The 21,264-nt window shown below is 40.1% G+C and carries 20 protein-coding genes and 1 tRNA gene; 5 read left to right on the forward strand and 16 right to left on the reverse strand.

Annotated features, from left to right (window positions below; all coding sequences use genetic code 11):
* Positions 1-6: 6 nt before the first annotated feature.
* From MTF64_RS13925 to MTF64_RS13935, 3 genes are read right to left on the reverse strand one after another with little or no spacing between them, the layout of a single operon-like run.
* Entirely contained in the window at positions 7-633 is a 627-nt protein-coding gene (locus MTF64_RS13925) for a LysE family transporter (RefSeq protein ID WP_054983275.1), read from the reverse strand.
* Positions 634-644: 11 nt separating this feature from the next.
* Entirely contained in the window at positions 645-1,418 is a 774-nt protein-coding gene (locus MTF64_RS13930; RefSeq protein WP_248451754.1) for a hypothetical protein, read from the reverse strand.
* A 9-nt stretch (positions 1,419-1,427) separates the two neighbouring features.
* Complete coding sequence (locus tag MTF64_RS13935) at positions 1,428-1,910, reverse strand: CreA family protein (protein ID WP_004588642.1); 483 nt, start codon at positions 1,908-1,910, stop codon at positions 1,428-1,430.
* A gap of 168 nt (positions 1,911-2,078) precedes the next feature.
* Here MTF64_RS13935 and MTF64_RS13940 point away from each other — a divergent pair, with 168 nt between their 5' ends.
* Positions 2,079-2,408, forward strand: coding sequence for a 5-carboxymethyl-2-hydroxymuconate Delta-isomerase (locus MTF64_RS13940; protein WP_004588643.1), 330 nt, complete (start codon positions 2,079-2,081; stop codon positions 2,406-2,408).
* A gap of 112 nt (positions 2,409-2,520) precedes the next feature.
* Here the strand turns inward: MTF64_RS13940 and MTF64_RS13945 are convergent, their stop codons facing one another.
* Entirely contained in the window at positions 2,521-4,401 is a 1,881-nt protein-coding gene (locus MTF64_RS13945) for a methyl-accepting chemotaxis protein (protein ID WP_055252630.1), read from the reverse strand.
* A gap of 195 nt (positions 4,402-4,596) precedes the next feature.
* Positions 4,597-5,550, reverse strand: a complete 954-nt coding sequence (locus tag MTF64_RS13950) for a LysR family transcriptional regulator (protein WP_064387367.1) — start codon at positions 5,548-5,550, stop codon at positions 4,597-4,599.
* Between the two features lie 144 nt (positions 5,551-5,694).
* Here MTF64_RS13950 and MTF64_RS13955 point away from each other — a divergent pair, with 144 nt between their 5' ends.
* Both MTF64_RS13955 and MTF64_RS13960 read left to right on the forward strand, forming a co-directional pair.
* Positions 5,695-6,516, forward strand: coding sequence for a DUF4437 domain-containing protein (locus MTF64_RS13955; RefSeq protein WP_248451755.1), 822 nt, complete (start codon positions 5,695-5,697; stop codon positions 6,514-6,516).
* Between the two features lie 346 nt (positions 6,517-6,862).
* A complete protein-coding gene (locus MTF64_RS13960) occupies positions 6,863-7,210 on the forward strand; it encodes a hypothetical protein (RefSeq protein WP_248451756.1) in 348 nt (115 codons plus the stop codon).
* A gap of 27 nt (positions 7,211-7,237) precedes the next feature.
* Here the strand turns inward: MTF64_RS13960 and MTF64_RS13965 are convergent, their stop codons facing one another.
* The 4 genes from MTF64_RS13965 to MTF64_RS13980 all read right to left on the reverse strand — a co-directional run bounded on the left by MTF64_RS13965 (position 7,238) and on the right by MTF64_RS13980 (position 11,111).
* On the reverse strand, positions 7,238-9,808 hold the full coding sequence (locus MTF64_RS13965) for an NACHT domain-containing protein (RefSeq protein ID WP_248451757.1): 2,571 nt from the start codon (positions 9,806-9,808) through the stop codon (positions 7,238-7,240).
* A 167-nt stretch (positions 9,809-9,975) separates the two neighbouring features.
* A tRNA-Ile gene (locus MTF64_RS13970) sits at positions 9,976-10,052 on the reverse strand.
* A gap of 268 nt (positions 10,053-10,320) precedes the next feature.
* Complete coding sequence (locus tag MTF64_RS13975) at positions 10,321-10,479, reverse strand: YqaE/Pmp3 family membrane protein (protein ID WP_004587604.1); 159 nt, start codon at positions 10,477-10,479, stop codon at positions 10,321-10,323.
* Positions 10,480-10,544: 65 nt separating this feature from the next.
* Positions 10,545-11,111: a BON domain-containing protein gene (locus MTF64_RS13980; protein ID WP_004587605.1), complete on the reverse strand. Its 567-nt coding sequence runs from the start codon at positions 11,109-11,111 to the stop codon at positions 10,545-10,547.
* Between the two features lie 317 nt (positions 11,112-11,428).
* Between MTF64_RS13980 and MTF64_RS13985 the strand changes: the two genes are divergently transcribed.
* The gene (locus MTF64_RS13985) at positions 11,429-12,085 is read left to right on the forward strand and encodes a LiaF domain-containing protein (protein ID WP_248451758.1); all 657 of its coding nucleotides are present in this window, start codon (positions 11,429-11,431) and stop codon (positions 12,083-12,085) included.
* Positions 12,086-12,154: 69 nt separating this feature from the next.
* On the opposite strand, the gene MTF64_RS13990 is transcribed toward MTF64_RS13985, so the two are convergent.
* Complete coding sequence (locus tag MTF64_RS13990; protein WP_248451759.1) at positions 12,155-12,571, reverse strand: VOC family protein; 417 nt, start codon at positions 12,569-12,571, stop codon at positions 12,155-12,157.
* 417 nt (positions 12,572-12,988) lie between these two features.
* Here MTF64_RS13990 and suhB point away from each other — a divergent pair, with 417 nt between their 5' ends.
* Entirely contained in the window at positions 12,989-13,792 is an 804-nt protein-coding gene (suhB, locus tag MTF64_RS13995; RefSeq protein ID WP_024031435.1) for an inositol-1-monophosphatase, read from the forward strand.
* Between the two features lie 53 nt (positions 13,793-13,845).
* On the opposite strand, the gene MTF64_RS14000 is transcribed toward suhB, so the two are convergent.
* From MTF64_RS14000 to tgt, 6 genes are all read right to left on the reverse strand, one after another.
* Positions 13,846-14,655, reverse strand: a complete 810-nt coding sequence (locus MTF64_RS14000; RefSeq protein ID WP_248451760.1) for a transporter substrate-binding domain-containing protein — start codon at positions 14,653-14,655, stop codon at positions 13,846-13,848.
* Positions 14,656-14,671: 16 nt separating this feature from the next.
* On the reverse strand, positions 14,672-16,462 hold the full coding sequence (locus MTF64_RS14005; RefSeq protein ID WP_054983266.1) for a bifunctional diguanylate cyclase/phosphodiesterase: 1,791 nt from the start codon (positions 16,460-16,462) through the stop codon (positions 14,672-14,674).
* A 317-nt stretch (positions 16,463-16,779) separates the two neighbouring features.
* Positions 16,780-17,727 (reverse strand): protein translocase subunit SecF, encoded by a 948-nt coding sequence (gene secF / locus MTF64_RS14010; protein ID WP_004587611.1) that lies wholly within the window; start codon positions 17,725-17,727, stop codon positions 16,780-16,782.
* A 9-nt stretch (positions 17,728-17,736) separates the two neighbouring features.
* Positions 17,737-19,596, reverse strand: a complete 1,860-nt coding sequence (secD, locus tag MTF64_RS14015; RefSeq protein ID WP_004587612.1) for a protein translocase subunit SecD — start codon at positions 19,594-19,596, stop codon at positions 17,737-17,739.
* 19 nt (positions 19,597-19,615) lie between these two features.
* Positions 19,616-19,951, reverse strand: a complete 336-nt coding sequence (gene yajC, locus MTF64_RS14020; RefSeq protein WP_004587613.1) for a preprotein translocase subunit YajC — start codon at positions 19,949-19,951, stop codon at positions 19,616-19,618.
* A gap of 25 nt (positions 19,952-19,976) precedes the next feature.
* On the reverse strand, positions 19,977-21,101 hold the full coding sequence (gene tgt / locus MTF64_RS14025; protein WP_004587614.1) for a tRNA guanosine(34) transglycosylase Tgt: 1,125 nt from the start codon (positions 21,099-21,101) through the stop codon (positions 19,977-19,979).
* Between the last annotated feature and the right edge of the window lie 163 nt (positions 21,102-21,264).

Genomic DNA, 21,264 nt, shown 5'->3' on the forward strand with positions numbered 1-21,264 from the left:
CTAGGGTTAAATTACTACACGAATGGCTAAAGCAATTAAAATAACACCTATACCCCGGTCAAACCAATAGCCGCTTTTTTGAAAAAACGCCCGTACACTGGGTTTTGACAACACTAAAGAAAGCATAGAAAACCACACCCACGTTGCCAGAGCCATATAAACCCCATACACAATTTGCACGCTAGTTGGTGTAGTTACACTAATAACTAAGGTAAATAACGACATAAAAAAGAGAGTGGCTTTAGGATTAAGCGCGTTGGTTAAAAAGCCGCGCCTAAATGCATGCCATACGCTTTCTTGTGGGGTGGTTTTGTTTTCTATGTTGTCTGTTTTATTTACCGGTGGTTTGGCAGCCCTTAATGCTTGTACGCCTAAATAGGCTAAATACGCCCCCGCAACGTACTTTAATGCCATAAATAAATTAGGCGATTGCGTTAAAATTAGCGCAACCCCTAATACGCAATATCCTACGTGTAATAAAATAGCAGCGCCCACACCAGCGCTTGTCCATAAGGCGTTACGCCTGCCCTGCTGTATACTTTGTTTGAGCACCACGGCAAAGTCGGGGCCTGGGCTGGCTACTGCAAAAAAGTGGGCGATGGCAATCAGTAAAAATTCGTCTAAGTAGTTCACAAGTATCCGGTTTAAGTTGGTGCATAGGCAAGCAATAGCGGATTAGCAGAATTATCAACTAATGCTTTGATCTCTTTTTGGGCTTTTTTAAATTGGCTGCGCAAATGTGGCTTTAAATGTTTTTTAGAGTCACGATCGTTTTTAAAATAACTGATCAGCGCGTGCATAAATACAGTATGAGTTTCACTGAGCTTCGCTTCACGATTAGCATAAGGGTTATAGCACGAGCCACACCCGCCTTTAAATTGATACACAGTGTTGCTCATCATTACCCCAAACCCTAAAAAACAGGCCAGCGCATCTGCCGCTTGTGGCAAGTAGTCTTTACCGCCTGGCGGTAACACCCCAACATGATGAATTAATACAGTAGCCAGCGTGCCGGCAAAGCTGGCTACTAAATCTTGCGGCTGATTAATTTGATTAGGGTTAAATGAGACATTAATCGTATGGCTTGGCGGTACAATAAGTTGGCTTTGCTCTCCGCGTAAGTGCTCAGCAAATTCAAAATGCGGAAATACTTGCGGCTGTAACTGTTGTGGCGCAACTAATCGTATTGGCCACGCACTCATACCTGCGTAATCACGTACTCGTACAAATACCTTAGTGGCCATTTCCTCAATACTCGATACCGAATCAGGAAAGTGCGCCACCGTTGGCAATATTATTTGCGTATGCTTGGTAAAAAATGCGGCATCAAAGTGCTCTACCGCCCAAATAAAGGTATCAATTAGCCACTGCTGCTCGGCTTGTTCTAGCAGCGGCTTTGATTTAAATAACGCTAACATAGTGTGCTCTTATTTTTGTTCAAGTGCCCAGTTCCAAGCTTGTGTATTGTATAAAGGCACAGTTGAAAGTGCGTGGTGGTGGCTGCCGCTCGACTCTTTAGTCGAGTACGATAAGTACAGTAATGTGCGGTTTTGTGCATCGTAAATACGGCGCACTTTTAGCGATTTAAATAAAATACTTTTTGATGACTTAAACACCACTTCGCCCGACTTACTGCGATCTATTGCTTGTAACATATCGGCTGTAATTGGCCCAGTTTGACGACACGCAATAGACATATCAGAGGGATCTGAAAAATCTAAGTCGGCCTCAATATGGCTAATATGGCACGTAACCCCTTTTACTAGTGGGTCTTGCTGGGAATTTACCACTACATCTTTAGTAGTAAACAGCCCTAAGCTCACCGATGCAACATCATCTGAGCAGGCACTTAAGGTAACCACTGCACTTAATAGCACAGCTAAACGTTTAAAGCGGTGTGGTAATTTCATATTAATCCTTAATTTTGCTTTATAAGCGAAGGTTCACGTGACTGTTTTTATACTACCATCAAAAATTAATACAACTAAATTTAGGCCATTGAGGGGTTAGCGCACAGTTGAGGCTTTGGTACAATTATACGTACGCCCACGTAGTAACTCATAATAGGAAACGCGTAAATGCCGCACATTATTATTGAACACTCTGAAGATCTTCCTGTATTACCGCAAGTACTTGTTGAAAAAGTGCATAACGCGACTTTTCAAAGTGGTTTGTTTGACTTAGAAACCATTAAAACCCGCGCTATTGCTTATCAGCAATACCAGCTAGGTGAAGGAAAAGAAGGGTTTATTCATATTGCGGCGCATATCATGGCCGGGCGCTCTATTGAACAAAAACAAATGTTAAGCGAGAGCTTGCTTGAGTGCTTAAAAACTTATTGCCGAGATTCTGACAGCTTAAGCGTTAATATTTACGACATTCAACACGAAATTTACCGTAAAAATTAACCCTTTTAAAAACGCGTTGTTATTAACCTAAACTTTGGATAATAAACCTCTTAACCAAAGCTTAGATTAACTAAGTTACAACGCGTTTTTTAGCTTAATGTTGTCACTTTTTTTAAAGCGTAAACTTACCCAGTAAGTCTTTTAATATATTCGACTCTTCATTTAGCCCATTGCATAGCTGCTCTGAGGTTTTCATATTTTGTTTTGTTTGCTCAGCAGAATCAGAAATCATCACCACATTTTGACTAATTTCTGAGGTAGCCAACGTTTGCTCGCGGGTGGCTGTAGCCACGGAGCTATTTAGCTCACTTAGCGTAACAATTTCTTGAGATATACCCGTTAAGGTACTCCCTGTTACTTTTAAACGTTCGGCGTTTTCTAGGGTATTTTTACTGCCAAGCTCTATAGCCGACACCGTACTTGAAGCCTTAGAATTTAACGTGTCTATCATTTCGTTAATTTGCTCGGTCGACTCTGCAGTACGCATAGCAAGGGTTCTTACTTCATCGGCTACAACGGCAAAACCACGACCGTGTTCGCCTGCCCGCGCGGCTTCTATGGCAGCATTGAGCGCCAGTAAGTTAGTTTGCTCCGATATTGCTTTAATAACATCAAGCACCTGCGTAATTGACTTTATCTCTCCTGAAAGCTCAGTTACCGAGGCAACCGAGGTAGCCATGGCGTTTTCTAGCTGCTCCATTTGCTTTATCGTGCTATTTACAAACTCTACTCCTTTATGAGTCGCTTCTTCTGTTGAAGTCGCAATGTCAGAGGCATTACTGGCACTGTTTGAAATGTCTTGTACGGTTACTTCCATTTCGTTAACGGCTGCCGCCACCGTTTGCGTGCTAGATGATTGTACCTCGGCCAAGTTGGCCGCGCCCTGTACTTGTACTAACACATTTTCTGAAATGCTTTTAACATGGTTTGCTGAGTCCGACACTTGCTTAAACATGCCATGTAACTGCTCTAAAAATAAATTAAAGTTAGCGGCAAGTTCTGATATTTCGTTGTTATCGTTAGTAGGCAGCCTTACGGTTAAATCGCCATCTTTTTTAGTTAACGCGCTCACTGCAGCGGTTATGTTTTCAATAGGTTTAAATATTTGCGACACTAAAACTCTGGCCAGAGCAAAGCCAATAATGGCAATGATCACACCAAATAATAAATTGCTATTAATGGCACTATTTATTGGCCCGTATAACTGCTGCTCGGGCACTTCTGCCACTAAATGCCAACCTAATGACTCAATAGGCGTACTCGACACAACATAATCTTCGCCTGCCATTGTTTTACTAATAATGGCGCCATTTTTAATATCGTTAATATTAATTTTTTGACCCATTTTACTTCTGTCACTGTGAAGCATTACCTCACCTTCATCAGAGACCAAATACACCACACCGGCTTCGCCAATACGGTATTCGTTAATTAAGTTGATCATAGAATCGAGCGAGCGCCCTACGCCTGTAATGGCGGTACGCTCACCGTTAATTTGCAGTGCATAGTTAATAAAAACCACCATGCTATTTGTGGTTTTATCTATATCCAATGCTATTTCAAAGGGTCTGTTAGAGGATAAAAACTGATCAAACCATACATCTTCGCTTCTATCTATCTGTCTAGATATGCCAATATCGGTGTAATAGTTGTTGGTATTTTTGGAAATTATATAAGCAATAACTGCGTTGTTATCTTTTTTAATACTGGCTAAATAATTAATATAATCGGCTCTTGCTTGCTCACTCTCACCGTTACTTAGCCACTGTTTAACAAAGCTGTTTTGCGCAATTTCTTTGGCAACAATTATAGGAGTGGCAAGTTCGAGTTCAATTTTGCTTTTTACTTCACTCAGTGCGGTGGGTAAATCAACCTTTGCGAGCTTTTCATCGGTATGATTTTGAATACTATTTGAAAATAAAAATGTAGAAACCGCTAACGGCACAACAATAGCCAAAATAAGACTAATATAAACTTTTTGTTTAAGTAACATACGATACCTGTAAATGGATAAAGGACTTAACTAACACTTGCTTAGAATAAATATAGGATCGGCTGAGCAATAAGCCCAATAATTAGAAAAAATAGAACATAAAAGAAGAGCGTGTATTTTAATTTAATCCACCACAGGAAAGCGAATTAAATTTAAAGGCGCAAGGCTAGCAACACTAACCTCGCGTAAGGTGCACTAGGGTGAATCGGGCCACTCTTGCTCGTTAATTATCCCTTGCGCAATCAGGTTTTTTCTTAATTGGCTAATCGTGTGTTTTAACTCATCACGAATAAGCCTAATGGCAGGCGTTATAAGCTGGCGGCTAGGCAGTACTAACCACATTTCAGTGAGGGGGATTTTGTAATCGGGCATTAACCTTTTTAGCCTGCCAGCTAATAAATCTTCAGCTACATCAATGGCCGATTTTTTGGCAATCCCGGTGCCATCAACACACCAACGCCTAACTATATCACCATCGTTAACGGCGCGGTCGCTGCTCATTTTAACCTTGTATTTTTGGTTATCGTTATACAGCTCCCACCCATCATGCACTACCTCGTAGAGCTTATATAAAAGGGCATTATGATTCAGTAGGTCATCTGGCGTTAACGGCTCACCGTGCTTTTTAATGTACTCAGGCGAGGCGCATAGCACGTGTGCAATGTTACAAATTTTAAAGCCGTATAAATTTAGCTCCTGTGCGGCCTCTTTAGTTAAGGCACGCAGCGCAACATCAATTCCATCACGGTAAAAATCAGCGCGACTGTCGCTTGCTTGTAAGCGCAGCGTCACTTCGCTGTGTTTATCCATAATATTATTTAGCAATACCCGCATAAGGTTGCGCCCCATTTCCGATGACACTGCTATTCGCACTTCACCACTAATAGATTGCTGCTCCTCATGAATAAGCACTTGCCCTTGTTGCAATAAATCGAGAGCCTGCTGACACAGGGGTAAATAGCGTTCCCCTTCGGGCGTGAGGCGAATTTGCCTTGTTGTGCGTACAAATATTTGTGCCCCAAGCGCCTGCTCTATTCGCTTTAACGAGACACTTGCAGCCGATGAGCTCATATCTAATTGATTTGCAGCAGCTGTAATTGATTGCAGCTCAGCCACTTTGAGTAATACTTGTAAATCAGCTATTTTCATCAAACCCTCTTATTGCATAAACCAGCATGCGTAACTATAGCGTTATTATCCACGTTTTTGCGAAAGTGTATTTAACTTATGCCCATTTATTGACTGAATTTTAAGCCGTACTATAGCGCTATACCAACTTAACGGAGCTTTTAAATGAAATTTTTACTAAACGCATCAACTCTTGCACTGGTTGCAACACTTATATCAACGCCAGCCTCTGCAGAGCAAAGCACATCACAAGTTGTTGCTGCAAGCAATATTGACTGGGGTTACTTAAACCCGCTACGTGGTGATAAAAGCCCTGGCGCTGCAGATTTATGGGGAAACCGCACAACCGACACTGCAACAGGCATGTTAGTACGCTTTAAAAAAGGCTTTGAATCTCCGCCGCACATTCACAACATTACCTACCGCGGTATCGTTATTGAAGGGCAAATGCATAATGACGACCCAACAGCCGAAAAAATGTGGATGCCAGCGGGTTCGTTTTGGACACAACCTGCAGGTGAAAACCACACCACTGCAGCCAATGCTGAAACAAACTTAATTTACTTAGAAATCGACTCAGGGCCGTACTTAGTTAAACCAACTAATGCCCAGTTTGATAATGGTGAGCGCCCGTTAAACCTACATGCAGACAACATAGTATGGTTAAACAGCAGCGATTTAAACGACATTAACGCCCAAGGCGTGCAAACCGCCTACCTTTGGGGAAGTACAGCCGATATGAACGGCTCAATGATTAAACTTCCTGCCGGCTTTAAAGGTGAAATAAAAACAGATGCAAGCGAATTTCGTGCTGTTGTTATAGCCGGCGCCATAGAGTACAACTCAAGCGAGCAAGATAAAGCGCAAAACCTAAGCGCAGGCAGCTATGTAGAATCAACCGGTAACTTTACCCACACGATTGAGAACACTAGCGACAAAACAGCCACTATTTACATTCGTACTAACAGTAAGTACCAAGTAAATTAATTGGTTAAAGCCTCTAGCAAGCCATTGCTAGAGGCTACTTATTCACCTATTTAAATCTTTATATGCAAATCCAGCCATCGCCTTTCGATATTAAAATACAAGCATAAAAGAAACACTGGATGTTAAAAAATACGAAAAAGAGATAATCGAAAAGTCTCGCGCCTACACTTCAGCCCAAGCTCACGCAATCAGTGAACATCAAACTAGAAAATATAATTTATCTACACAAATAGCCTATGCCGTAGGATTAAGAGCCCATGAGCTTTTAACAATTGCCAGAGGTAAAGCAGACAAGCGCCCAGCCCTAAACAGCAAATGGCTTGGTCGAGAAGGTTGTATTTATACAGTGAAAGGCAAAGGTGGCCTAATCCGTGATGTATTAATACCTAACGCACTGGCTACACAACTAGAACAAAGGCGCTTAGCACAGCCTATTACCGTTCGTGATAGGGAAATTAACTATTTGCAACGCTACGATCTTGGCGGTGGTCATAAATGGTCATGCTCATTCTCAAAAGCATCTAGCCGCACACTCTTTTTTTCTAATGGCGGTCATGGCCTCAGGCATAGCTACGCACAAGAGAGAATGGCTGAGCTAAGGAGTTTCGGTTTAAGTAGAGCAATAGCTCTCGAAACAGTATCGCAAGAGCTAGGCCATTTCAGGGCTGAAATTACTGAAGTTTATTTAAAGTAATAATTCAACCTACAGAGTAAATTTAACCTAAAGATTTAAACCTAGTTCAAAGCTAATATCGTCATAATTATCGTCTTCAAAATAATTTGGGGCAGATTTAACCTCTTCGTTCAAAGCAATATTCAACTTCCGCATAAGTTTACTTTTTTGACTTTCCTTACCAAATTGGATTATCGTTTTGAGTAACTCCGGCGATTTAGCTGTATATTCATTTTGAATTGCATCTTCAATAATCCAGTCTATACTCTTCGAGTCTTGGCAATAGAGAACAATAACATCGTACCACCAATTAGAAGTGACATATTTGTGCAACACTAAGCCCCTTCTATGGCCAAACTCCTTTGATGATAAAAACTCTTGGAATCGCAAGTGCCCAAAACTAAAATTTCCATCGTTGGTAGGCTGGATAATCTCACAAGGAGAAATCAGTTCATTAACAACTGCTTCGCTTGGCGATAAGTCAAAATTATCTTCATAGCCTTTGCAAATCTTTATTGCTTGTTCACGAGAAAACTTTCGCTCTCCTTTTTTATGTATTTCAAAGGCCAAGTATTGAGCTGTTCTAATTAAATTTTCTGGTTGTATTGTTGAGCGATTAACACCTTTGAATCTATCAAACATACCACTAAGCAATTCAAATCGTTTTTGATAGAGCGAAGCCTCTGTTGTAGGTAGTGGTATATTATTCTCTTTTAGTGTTGCTAAAATCGTCGCCGATAGTGGATTAGTCACCACATCGCCTAGCTTAGGGTTGTTAATTAGATGCTCAATAATTTGAACAGCATCATCGGCTTGGGAAAACCATTTGTTAAAGAACTGCTCTTTTTGATTATTGTTAAACGGACATAAAGATAGAGATAAAAAGCCTAACTCACTAATTTCCTCTACAGTATAACGTGAAGAGGTAATTATTTTTCCTTTTGTAATCCCTTTTGCAAGTGCTGATAACGCCTCTATCACCCAAAAATAGGTAGCAATGGCCTCATCGATGCTATCTAAGATAATAACACATTTGTTATTTTTCAAAGACTCGATGATTTCCTGTGTACTTTTTTGAATACCTACGCTGTGCATATAACGAGCTATTAATTCAAATAAGCAGGGGTCCTCTTCCACTTTTTTATGTTGACATAATTCATTCAAAGATGAATAGAAAACGATGCCGTCGTATCCATTTTCGTAGAGAGTACCGGCATGTACCTGCAAGTTCGTTGTTTTACCTGAACCAGCATCTCCAAGTAACAATACGTTATATTTGGACTCAAGAGCATCAGAAAGCGTAATTTTAGTATTATTAATATATTCAAGCTGTTCAATTTCAAACTCATTAATATACGGTCTTAGGTTTGCTATAAACTCATTGAGACAATTTATTGAGTAAAGATACTCACCTGTTGAGAATCGCTTAGAGTATGCTTCACGCACTTTTGTCGCTACAATGTTAAATGATTTAGCAACTAATCCTAAATCTACTTCGATTGAAATATCTAAATCATCTATTAATTCTCTTATTTGCTTTATTTTTAAATTCAACACATCAATATTGCTGCAGGCTCTTCTAATCTTTAACATCAAAGCCTTATACAACAATTCATCTTCTTGTTCTTTAAAAGCATGCTCCTCAAGAAGAGCTGGATCGCTCTTAATCAGAGTTAGAATAGCGCTCACATCTATCTTTAATGAATTATATTTTGTAAATATTTCGTCAGAACTTAACTCTTTGATCTCTCTTTTATAAGTGCTTATATTTTTACGATGAGCCTTATCTTCACTTTCTAAAGATATCGCTTTTTCAAACTTTTTCTTAGCAAGATTGATTTCATTACAATCTAAAATTGTAATGCCTGATGCTACTTCCATTGACTTAAAGCGTGCACAAAACTTAGAAAAGTACTTGGAAGATACTCTTTCTATCTTTACAGCTTTTTTAGGTTCAATTTTCTTATGTTGATCTAATGCACTACGATTATTTCCAAAGGTAAAGTCTATATCGCAGTAAATATCGCAAACCTTTTTGCCTGTACCCATGTTCAAGGCTTTCATAAGCAAATCATTTGTCAACTTAGGGCTAACATAGCTTTTTAAGATCTGTTTATTTTCAAGTAACGAGTTAAGCAAAAATGGAGCTTTTGCTTTCAACAGCCCTATTAACTTAAACCCATCAATGATCGTTATACCTTCTAATTTAGCTTTTTTAAAAGCTCCTTTATGGGTATCTATGACTTTTTGCTCTAGAAGAAAAGGTGTGACAAATATCACTTTTTTTACATCAACTTCAAGAGATGTCTCAGGGTCAATAATAGGTTCGTCTTTAGCTTGTGAGAGTTGATTAAGCAACTGCTGAAATGATCTAGTTTGGGAATTTGCAGAGGGAGATATTTTTTTTACTTGTACAGCGATAGGCTCTAATTCACCAAGTTCATCCTTCTTATAGATGATTATATCTCTTCCTTTTTCATAGACTCCCCCAGTAAACTCGACACGAGTAGAGTAGACTTCCTTCAATAACGGAACTAGTACTGATTGACTTAATTCATTTTCTTTTAGAGAAGTTAATTTTTTTTCTATGTCTTTATCATTAATATCAAATTGGTTCATACGACACATCCATGTTAGTAACTTTATCGCAGTCTAGCATCTACTTATCTATCGATATACAAAACAACTTAGAAAAAGTATTTATATATTACTATAATGAAAAGTAGCACAGAGGTAGCACAGGGTAATTTCTGTTAGTAGTTATTTACTTGGGAAGCTTTGAAAAGTGGTGGCCCCTCCCAGACTCGAACTGGGGACCTAACGATTATGAGTCGTGTGCTCTAACCAACTGAGCTAAGGGGCCAACTTTGTATAACTACGAGGTAGTTAATTTTTGAAGCGTTTAGCCACTGAGCGACTAAAGCGGGTTGCAGTATAAAAAGTTTTTTAAGGCTTGTCACTAGCAAAAACCTTTATTTTAACAATCAGTAAGCTGACTGCTTAAATAGTAATCTTTTTGCATGCAAATAGGCAGGAAATAACAGAAAATAAACGCAGAAGTATGTAAGCCGCTTTTTTACAATTTTAATAACTATAAAAAAGTGGCCGGCTCACATTGAACACACCACACATTATTTTTTAGCAATAATGTAGATAGCGTGAATTAAACCAGGGAAGTAACCTAGTAAAGTTAGTAAAATATTTAGCCAAAAGTGCATACCTAAACCAACTTGTAAAAATACACCCAGTGGCGGTAATAAAATCGACAGTATTATACGAATGATATCCATGATATAGCTCCTTTAAAAATGACAAGCAAAAAGCCCAGCTAAGCTGGGCTTTTTAGTATAGTGTATTATTCAGCAACAATAGTTAGTTCATCTACTACGTCACGAACATCTTCAGCATTTTTAGCAATTTTTACTGCTAACTGCTTTTCAGCTTCTGTTTCAACAGAACCTTTAAGTTTTACTATACCGTTGTCGGTATCAACGTCGATATCTGTACCGTCAACTTCTGAGTCAAATAAGAAACGTGTAGTAATTACTGTGGTGATTTTAGCGTCAGTTAAGTCGTTATCATCATCATCCATAGTGTCACGATCTTTGTCGTCCATATCCATGTTTTTCACAACAGTTAGGTTGTTTTCTACATCAGATACGCCATCTAGGCTAATTACAAGTTCTTCAGCTAGCTCTTTATCAAGGTCGCTGTTTACTTTACCTGTAAGTACTACCTTGCCATTTTTTACATCAGTGTTAATGTCAAAGTTGTTTAGATTAGTGTTCATAAGAAGCACTGTTTCTGCCTTACCATCAATCCAAGCATCTTTACTTTCATTTTCCCAAGTGCCCGCTTGAGCACCCATAGCTGTAGTACCTAGAACTAAAGCCGCAATCATAGATTTGTTGAATGTTTTCATAATCTTTCTCCTTTTGATTAAAGACACTTTTATGTATGCGAGCTTTAGGCCAACTTTATTAACACTTTAAATTCATGGAGTTAGCTATTTCATTGGGTATAAATAAAAATACCTCCGAGTAAACATTTACAGGCTATTAGGTAAAACTTTCTTAAGTGGTGAAAATAACGATTATATTGCTGTTTTGGTTAATCTATCGTTAATATAATAAATTAAGCGGCGCTATAAAAATAATAAGCCATTGATATATAGGTAGTTAAATTTTGGTACAGCACTTGCTATGTAAAGTGGTAACTCATATAAAAAGGATTATTCCCATGTCTGTAAAAATTGAAGACCGCCCAATAGAGCAAGTTCGCGAACAAGTGATAGACCAACTTATTTATAACTACAGCCATGGCGTTATTTCAGCTGAAGCCTTTGAAAGGCGCTTAGACAGTGCAATGGAAGCAATCGAAAATACTGCGTTACTTAATTTAGTAGAGGATTTAACCCTTACTACAGATACCCAGTACAGTGCTCAAAAGCAAACGCAATTTGCCCCTAACTACAGCGCCCAACAAGCGGATGAAGAAAACTTAACACTGCGAAGCATTTTAGGCTCAAGCGAGCGTAGCGGCCAATGGGTGGTGCCTAAAGATATTTACATTCAAAACTATATGGGGTCGATTGTTTTAGATTTTACTGATGCTATTTTTGCCCACCAACATGTTACCGTGCATGTAAATTGTATTTTTGGCAGCGAAGAAATTTACGTACCAGAGCACGTTAATGTAGTTTCTAAAATGTTTTGTATATTAGGTAGTTTTGAAAACAAAACGGTGTCGCTTAATAAGCGTCAAGGCCCCACAATTAACCTAGAAGGTAAAACAGTTTTAGGTTCGGTGGAGGTAAAAGTTAAACGCACCATTAAAGAAAAATTTGTGAGTTTTGCTAATGATTTAAAGGCCCAGCTTGGGGTGAGTAATAAATAATACGGGTAAAAACACAATGGGTAGAAAAGCCATAGTATGCGCTTTTCTACACCGTTATTTATGCCTATTTTATAAGTCGTTATTACGCTCGCTTGGAATGTCACTCATATACTGCACAAACTCAACCTCGAATCCTGCAGGGTCTAAGTAATATGCGTTTTTTCTAAATGGGTTTTCTGCACCCTCTTTATCAATGCTAAATCCGGCGTGTTTTAAGCGCTGTATAACAGCGTCTAGGTTGTTTGTAACGTAGGCAAAGTGAGCCAGCCCGACTTGGTGCCCTGTCAAATCTCTGTTTTTATGCTCGCCATTATCGCTTATAGCAATGTAATGGTTATCGTCGCCAAAATGTACCCAGCGCTTAGGTTTGCCATACCAGGTGTTATGCCCTTCACTTCTAATTGACCAATAAGGAAAGGCTGCTTGGTAAAATTTAAGCATGGCATTTATATCGTTTACTACTAAATGTACGTGTTCTAATTTCATTATTATTTACCCTAGTTGATTGCTTAAACACAAGATAAAACCTCAAGCTAACTTTAGGTAAAGCACTTTTTTTACTTTTTAGTATTATTGGCGTGTATTGCCCTTGTAAGATTAATTTTTACAACAGTATGTTTGCTAGCAGGACACGGAAGCTTTGCCTACATGGATGTAGGTAAGGGGCGTGAGCAGGACGCGGAAGCTTTGCATCATGGCTGTGATTAAGTTGCCCTTTGGTTGAACAAATTTCAATCCATACACGCCAACATGCCTTAGATGCGAATAAATTTACATGCATTTCAAGGCCGTACAAAAAACGCACAAAAGTATTTAGGGTTTATTGTTTACTTTATGGCAAAAGTCGCTAAAATACGCCGGCTTAAATATATAAACGTTCTTTTACAACCCAAAGGTAATACCATGCATCCAATGTTAAACATTGCGGTTCGCGCTGCGCGCAACGCAGGCAAAATTTTACTTCGCGCAAGTGAAGATTTATCAAAAGTTGAAATTCAACAAAAAGGCACTAACGACTTAGTGACTAACATTGATAAAGAAGCCGAAGCCGTAATTCGTGATACAATTTTAAAATCTTACCCTGATCACTGCATTGTTGGTGAAGAACTAGGTGAGCACAAAGGCAAAGATGCAGATTACCAATGGATTGTTGACCCGCTTGATGGCACAACTAACTTCATCAAGGGTATCCCTCATTTCGCGGTTTCTATCGCACTTAAAGTAAAAGGTCGTTTAGACCAAGCTGTAATTTACGATCCAGTTCGTGGCGAGCTTTTCACTGCATCTCGTGGTCAAGGCGCACAGCTAAACAGCAAGCGTTTACGCGTTACTAAAACCGTAGAATTAGCTGGTTCAATTTTAGCAACAGGCTTCCCTTTCAAACAAAAACACCACTTAGATGCATACACAGACGCGTTTAAAGCATTGTTTACACAAACTGCTGATATTCGTCGTGCAGGTTCTGCAGCGCTAGATATGGCATATGTAGCGGCGGGCCGTGTTGATGGCTTTTTTGAAATTGGTTTAAAACCGTGGGACACAGCAGCAGGCGAGTTACTTGTAAAAGAAGCTGGCGGCATGGTTGTTGATTTTGCAGGTGGCGTTAACTACAACAATAGCGGTAACATTATTTGTGGTGCACCTAAGCTTACTCAAGCAATTATCCGTGAAATTCGCCCAGTATTACCTGAAGCGTTACTTCGCTAATAAAGCGCATGTAACCCTACTATAAAAAAGGAGCCTATGGCTCCTTTTTTGTTTTAAAAGTAAGGGTTATCGAGCTTTAGCTCCGTGGTATAACCTTTTGTAAAAGGGAGAGAGTTTATGTCTTTTGCAAAATACTCATCAAATAACGCATCAAACTCTCCGCTGTTTTGCATGTTTTGCAACCCAAGCTCTATAGCTTGCGCTAAAGCTGGCTTACTACTTACAACAAAATAATAAATACCGGTGGGATAACTAATAAATAAATTAGGCACAATAACTAAGTTACTCTGCGCATTGGCAACAAGCTCAGAATTAACTTCGATAAATGAGCGAGGAAAGTAATCAATTCTGCCACGGCTAGTAAGCGTAAACATAGCTTGATAGTTACTCAGCGGCCTTACATGTAAGCCGTTATAGGCCATTATTTTTGTATCTGGCCAATCATGCCCTTGCACTGCCGAGAGCTCACTTAATTGCGCCAAAGTGGTAATGCCTTTAAATTTCTCGACATTTTTTTTACTGGTTAATAAAACGCGCTTGCCTATAAAGCCTTTAAATAGCGGGACTTTAACGGCTATTGCCCGTGCCTCTCGTTCTGGGCTGCTCATGCTCCAATAAACATCTAACTCTGTTTTATCTAGCTCAATCAGGTCACGCTGTTGCTGTAAGCTCACTGGCTGCATTTTTATGTCTACAGGATAATTAGCCCGCTCTAGGGCTCGTGTTAATAGCTCACTTAGGTATTCTTCACGGGCATTTTGCACACTTTGCTTTTGAGCAACATTAACAATCTCTACCCCTTGCACAAAAAAACTAACCGCAAATAAAGCAAACCCACCAACAACTACTTTAAATGGCAACATAATAATTACCTATTTTTTATACCACCTGTTTATTCTCTGGTGCTAAGCGCACTACGGCAGGCGCAGGCTTTCTGCGCTTACAAATAAACAAATAACTATGGCGATACCGCTTAGCCTCTTTTTTAGCATCTGTTGCAAGTGCTGCAACTTGATGGCTGTTTTTACATTCTTGTAAGTCGGGCTCCACAAGGCCAATTGATAACGTAAGTAAAGGTACAAATTGCTTTTCTCCCTCACGATTTGTAGCCCAGTAGCCTTTGCTCTTAATGTGCTCAGGCGTAAAAAAAGTGCGTGATTGAAGTTCAAACTGCTCAATTATGGTATTACAAATATACACAGCATCTGATTGGTCAAACACAACCATAAAGTCATCACCACCTATATGTCCTACAAAGTTAGCACTGTTTTCGCATGCTTGCACGGTTACATCTGCCAATAATTTAATCACACTATCGCCACTGGCATAGCCGTATAAATCATTAAACTGCTTAAAGTGATTAAGATCTATATAGGCAAGCGAAAACGCACTTTGTGAGCGTAACCTTTGCTCTATTGCCTCATTAATCGCTACATTACCAGGGAGCATGGTGAGTGGGTTAGCATGCTGGGCGTGACGAATTTTTTCTTCTGTTATGTGCTTTAAAATATCACGCAATGGGGCAAGCCCTAGGTAACGTTTATTTCGGGTGATCACAATATGGCGGCGAATATCAAAGTCTTGCTCTGTAATTTGCTGACTCACGGTATCAAGAAGTTGGTTTTCATCCACCACTAAAGGTTGTTTATCCATAAAGTCAGTTACGGGGCACTTGTCGTAAAGTGCATGGCCATAGGGCGCTGCAAACACCTCAGTGAGCTGATCTTTATGTAGTAAGCCAACCGGTTGGCCGGCTTTATTTAAAACCGCTAGGCTCATCACGGCTTTGTCTTTTTCGAATAGCTTGTGGGCGTCTTTACAACGGGTTTCGCTGTCTATTGCTTCTTGTGTAACAGCAAGCCAGCCAATCGCCATTGATTGATCAAACGTATTGCTTGGCTGTTTAAAGTTTAATGCTTGTAATTGCTCTGAGCTGTAATCAAGGCTTGGATTTGAGTTTGGTTTTTCCAGTAAAAAACCTTGTACGTTTGCTATGCCTAAGCTTTCAACATAGGCAAGCTCTTCTACTCTTTCTATGCCTTCGGCTATTACGGCGGTGTTTGTTGCTTTTGCTAGTACCGTAATCGATTTCAAAAACTCTTTTTTAACTTCGCTTTCATCGCAATGATCAATAAAGTAACGGTCGATTTTTACAAAATCGGGGCATAGTTCAGACCACTGTTTTAAGCCCGAGTAACCAGCACCTAAGTCGTCAATGGCAATGGTAAAACCCAGCTCGCGGTAGTGTGCAATTGTTTTTAATAATAAAAAACCATCGTCGACCTTTTCTTGCTCTGTTACCTCAATTACCACTCGGTTTGCTGCTAAACCAAACTGCTCTATTAAGTGCAAGGTTTCACCTTTTGGGTGGCAAGGGTCAAGCAAGGTTTTAGGGCTTACATTTAAAAATAACTTACCGTTTAGATTAAGCTTTACAAAGTTTTCAATTGCTTTTGAGCGGCATAATAGCTCAAGCTCTGAAATTAAAGCGTGCTCACTGGCCGCTTCAAACAGTCGGTTAGGCATTTCCAAAGGGCTGTTTTTAGGCCCTCGACTTAGCGCTTCGTAACCTATAATTGTTTGATTAGCTATATCAAAAATAGGCTGAAATAACGTGGTTATTTCACCGTTACTTAAAATGTACTCTAGTACTTTGCGCTGCATCGTCACTGCAAAACCTGATTGTCGTTTAATAGGGGCATTAAAGTAGCAAGCCTGTATGACAATTTTATGGCATTAGCTGCTATTGACCATTCAGGATTAAATTTGCTCAATTTAGGGGCGGTACAATATAAGCGCTAAGTTTATAGCCTAATATACTGTTAACTATTCATACGTTATTGTAATGCCTTAATTATATAACCGGCTCAAGGCTTTAAGTTCAGCCTAAAAAGCGTGTACGTTTAATCTTAAAGCAACCAAGCTCTATAAAACCGCGCGCAATAAAAAACCGCTCAATTGAGCGGTTTTATTTAGCGTTAACTCTATTACGGCAATGCGTCTAGGTCTGCGCCTTCTTTTTCAATTACCTCTGGTATTAAATCTTCTTTACTTACGCCCATGGTAATAGCTACCGAGCTTGCAACGTAAACTGAAGAATAAGTACCAATGAACACACCAAATAACAGGGCTGTAGCAAAGCCATGAATGGTTTGTCCGCCCCACACAAATAGCGCAATCAATACCAAAATAGTGGTGATTGACGTTACAAGTGTACGGTTAAGTGTTTGCGTTAACGACATGTCGATAATTTCGATAGTGTCGTCGATGCGTACTTTACGGAAGTTTTCACGAATACGGTCAGATACAACAATAGTATCGTTAAGTGAGTAACCAATTACCGCCAATATTGCCGCTAAAATAGTTAAGTCAAACTCTAACCCTAATACAGAAAACAAACCCACTGTTATAATTACATCGTGTAGTAGTGCACCTACCGCGCCCACAGCAAAACGCCACTCAAAGCGAAATGCCACGTAAATCAAAATACAAATAAGCGCAGTTAACATGGCAAGGCCACCCTGCTCTTTTAAGTCTTCCCCTACGCTTGGGCCTACAAACTCAATGCGGCGCATTACTACACTCTCATCAGCTTGCTTTAAGGCAGTAATAACTTGGTTACCAATAACTTCGGCTTTTACTTCACTGCCACGCGGCGCTAAACGAACCAAAATATCTTGGCTAGAACCAAACAGCTGCACTGAAGCATCGGCAAACCCGTTTTCAGCTAATACTGAGCGTACTTTTTTCAAATCTGCAGGTTGCGAAAAACCAACCTCTACAGCGGTACCGCCAGTAAAATCTAAACCAAAGTTTAAACCTTTGATAAAAATTGAGGCAAACGACGCTAAAATTAATAGCGTAGAAAAACCCATAGCCACTTTACGAAGTGACATGAAACGTAGGGTTTTACCACCCAAACTTAAAATTTGCATGTCCGCTCCTTAAATTGAAAGTTTATCAATGCGCTTACCACCAATAAATAAGTTAATTACCGCACGGGTACCAACTATGGCTGTAAACATTGAAGTTAAAATACCAATTGCGAGTGTTACGGCAAAACCTGCAATAGGGCCAGTGCCCACTGCAAATAAAATAACCGCAGCAATTAAAGTGGTAATATTGGCATCAAAAATAGTACTAAAGGCGCTATCGTAACCAAAATGAACGGCTTGTTGAGGGCTGCGGCCATCGGCCAGCTCTTCACGAATACGCTCAAAAATAAGTACGTTAGCATCAACCGCCATACCCACTGTTAATACAATACCGGCAATACCTGGCAGCGTTAATGTGGCTCCTGGAATTAACGACATTACACCTACAATAAGCACTAAGTTAGCTGCTAGTGCAATGTTGGCAACTAAACCAAACCCTTTGTAGTAAATAAGCATAAAGGCAAGTACAAACGCAAAGCCAAGGGCTACAGCTGTCATGCCGGCTTCAATGTTTTCTTGACCTAAGCTTGGGCCTACTGTGCGCTCTTCAACAATTTGAATTGGCGCTACTAATGCACCGGCGCGTAATAGTAAGCTTAAGTTGTGGGCTTCGGCTGGGTTATCAATACCTGTAATACGGAATGAGCGGTCAAGACGAGCTTGAATAGTCGCAACGTTAATAACCTCCTCTACCTTAATAGGTGGAAGTGCTTTACCGTCAGCATCTTTTTTACCCGATGGCTTGTATTCAATAAATACCGTTGCCATGCGCTTACCAATTGCACGCTTGGTAAAGGCATTCATTTTTGCCCCGCCTTTGCTATCTAAGGTAATGCTTACTTGTGGACGCTGGTATTCGTCGTTTCCTGATTGTGCACCAGTGATATGGCTACCTTCAAGAATGACACGTTTTTTAAGTACCACAGGGTAGCCATCACGGCTCATGATCATTTCTGTGCCCGCAGGAATACGTCCTTGAGCAGCAGCACTTGGGTCTGCGTTTTCGTCTACTTCACGAAATTCAAGCGTGGCCGTTGCACCTAAAATTTCTTTAGCGCGTGCTGTATCTTGTACACCTGGTAGTTGCACAATAATACGCTCAGCACCTTGGCGCTGTACGTTAGGCTCTGCAACACCAATTTGGTTAATACGATTACGAATAATGGTTTCGTTTTGCTTAATAGCGTAGTCACGTATTTCTTTAAGCTTTTGCTCACTCATAGTGGCAAAAAATGCGCGATCGTTACTGCTATCATCAATGTATACGTTTAGTGGGTAGCGCGATGCTAAGAAGCGTTCAGCCGCCTCTTTATCTTCTTCGGTACGCATTTCTACACGCATACGTTCAGAGCCCGCTACGCGGCGAACACTACGGTAACGAAGTTTTTCTTCGCGTAGGTCGCTACGAAAATCTTGTTCCATTTGCTCTAGCTGATTATCTACCGCGGTTGCCATGTCGATTTCCATGGTGAAGTGAACACCACCACTTAAATCAAGACCTAGCTTCATAGGGTTACCACCCAATGATTTTAACCATGCAGGTTGCGCAGGTGCCATATTAATAGCAGAGATATAATCGTCGCTAAGAGAATTACGCAGTAAGTCTTGCGCTTTTAGCTGTTCTTCAACATTTTTAAAACGTACTAATACTTGGCCGCCTTCAAGCACGGTAGACTTAGCTGTTACATTATGTTGTTTGAGGGTTGCGTTTACTTTGTCTACTACACTGAGATCGACATCTGCGCCTTTTGCCCCCGAAACCTGAATGGCCGGATCGCGGCCATACAAGTTTGGAGAAGCATATAAAAGGCCAATGGCTACCACAGCTAAAACAAGTAAATACTTCCAAATTGGAAACTTGTTTAACACAGGCATGTCCTTTTTATTTTTATAGTGACTTCATTGTGCCTTTAGGCAATACAGCAGATACTGCCGATTTTTGTACTGTTACTTCAGCTTGCTCATTTAAAGAAATCACAATGAAATCTTTATCTTCAGTAATTTTAACAATTTTACCTACTAAACCGCCTTGGGTAAGTACTTCATCACCTTTAGCCATCGCGCTCATAAGGCTTTTGTGCTCTTTAACACGCTTAGCTTGTGGGCGGTAAATTAAAAAGTAAAAAACTAAACCGAAAATAGCTAACATAATTAGCATTTCCCAGCCACCACTTGCAGCAGGTTGACCAGCAGCGGCGTGTGCGTTTGAAATAAATAAACTCATAATACTTCCTCTATATTTTTAAATTTTAATTTATATCTGCAAGCTCTGGCACGTCTTGGCCACGGCGAGCATAAAAATCACTAACAAATTCTTCTAGTTTACCTTCGCTAATTGCATTGCGTAGGCCTTCCATAACACGCTGATAGTAACGTAAGTTATGGATTGTGTTTAGTCGTGCGCCTAAAATTTCGTTACATTTATCAAGGTGATGCAAATAAGCACGCGAATAATTTTTACAGGTATGGCAATCACACTCAGGATCAAGTGGGCCAGTGTCTGTTTTATGTACTGCGTTGCGAATTTTAATTGTACCTGTGGTAATAAATAAATGACCATTACGTGCATTACGGGTAGGCATTACACAGTCAAACATATCAATACCACGGCGTACAGACTCAACTAAGTCTTCAGGTTTACCTACACCCATTAAGTAGCGCGGTTTGTCTTCTGGCATTTTGTACGCACAATGATCAAGAATATTCATCATTTCGTTTTTAGGCTCACCAACCGATAGGCCGCCTAATGCGTAACCATCAAAGCCAATTTCTTCTAGGCCTTTTTGTGATTGTGCACGTAACTCTGGGTACATACCACCTTGGATAATACCAAATAAGGCTGATGGGTTATCGCCGTGGCCTTCTTTAGAGCGCTTAGCCCAGCGAAGCGATAGCTCCATTGAGTCTTTTGCTTCTTTTTCGGTGGCAGGGTATGGCGTACATTCGTCAAAAATCATGACGATATCTGAGCCTAAATCACGCTGTACTTCCATTGATTTTTCAGGCGACATCATAATTTGGTCACCATTTACCGGCGATTGGAACAACACGCCTTCTTCGGTAATTTTACGCATAGCACCAAGGCTAAATACTTGGAAACCACCAGAGTCGGTTAAAATTGGAAAGTCCCAATTCATAAAGTCGTGTAAATCACCGTGTTGCTTAATGATTTCAGTACCTGGGCGTAGCATTAAATGAAAGGTGTTACCCAAACAAATTTGTGCCCCTGTGGCTTTAACTTCATCTGGGGTCATGCCCTTAACAGTACCGTAAGTACCTACTGGCATAAATGCAGGCGTTTCTATTACACCACGGTCAAAAATCAAGCGGCCGCGGCGCGCTTTCCCGTCGGTGCGGTCTAATTCAAATTTCATATCATCCTCAATGTCGGAAAAACAGTCCAACAAGCTATAATTTAACCGCTCGATTCTACCCTTTTTGCCCCGTTATTACTACTTAGCTGCGCTAAATTCACTGCGTATTAGCGCAGGCAAATAAAAACCCAGCGTGCGAGCTGGGCTTTTAAAAACGGTACCG

Source organism: Pseudoalteromonas sp. 2CM41L, from assembly GCF_023161905.1.
Classification (GTDB): domain Bacteria; phylum Pseudomonadota; class Gammaproteobacteria; order Enterobacterales; family Alteromonadaceae; genus Pseudoalteromonas; species Pseudoalteromonas atlantica.

Coding starts and splice junctions, on each gene's coding strand:
- MTF64_RS13975 (WP_004587604.1), bottom strand. CDS start 10,479: ATGGATATCATTCGTATAATACTGTCGATTTTATTACCGCCACTGGGT.
- MTF64_RS13930 (WP_248451754.1), bottom strand. CDS start 1,418: ATGTTAGCGTTATTTAAATCAAAGCCGCTGCTAGAACAAGCCGAGCAG.
- secF (WP_004587611.1), bottom strand. CDS start 17,727: ATGCAAATTTTAAGTTTGGGTGGTAAAACCCTACGTTTCATGTCACTT.
- MTF64_RS13935 (WP_004588642.1), bottom strand. CDS start 1,910: ATGAAATTACCACACCGCTTTAAACGTTTAGCTGTGCTATTAAGTGCA.
- suhB (WP_024031435.1), top strand. CDS start 12,989: ATGCATCCAATGTTAAACATTGCGGTTCGCGCTGCGCGCAACGCAGGC.
- MTF64_RS13955 (WP_248451755.1), top strand. CDS start 5,695: ATGAAATTTTTACTAAACGCATCAACTCTTGCACTGGTTGCAACACTT.
- yajC (WP_004587613.1), bottom strand. CDS start 19,951: ATGAGTTTATTTATTTCAAACGCACACGCCGCTGCTGGTCAACCTGCT.
- MTF64_RS14000 (WP_248451760.1), bottom strand. CDS start 14,655: ATGTTGCCATTTAAAGTAGTTGTTGGTGGGTTTGCTTTATTTGCGGTT.
- MTF64_RS13980 (WP_004587605.1), bottom strand. CDS start 11,111: ATGAAAACATTCAACAAATCTATGATTGCGGCTTTAGTTCTAGGTACT.
- MTF64_RS13965 (WP_248451757.1), bottom strand. CDS start 9,808: ATGAACCAATTTGATATTAATGATAAAGACATAGAAAAAAAATTAACT.
- tgt (WP_004587614.1), bottom strand. CDS start 21,101: ATGAAATTTGAATTAGACCGCACCGACGGGAAAGCGCGCCGCGGCCGC.
- MTF64_RS13940 (WP_004588643.1), top strand. CDS start 2,079: ATGCCGCACATTATTATTGAACACTCTGAAGATCTTCCTGTATTACCG.
- MTF64_RS13950 (WP_064387367.1), bottom strand. CDS start 5,550: ATGAAAATAGCTGATTTACAAGTATTACTCAAAGTGGCTGAGCTGCAA.
- MTF64_RS13985 (WP_248451758.1), top strand. CDS start 11,429: ATGTCTGTAAAAATTGAAGACCGCCCAATAGAGCAAGTTCGCGAACAA.
- MTF64_RS13945 (WP_055252630.1), bottom strand. CDS start 4,401: ATGTTACTTAAACAAAAAGTTTATATTAGTCTTATTTTGGCTATTGTT.
- MTF64_RS13990 (WP_248451759.1), bottom strand. CDS start 12,571: ATGAAATTAGAACACGTACATTTAGTAGTAAACGATATAAATGCCATG.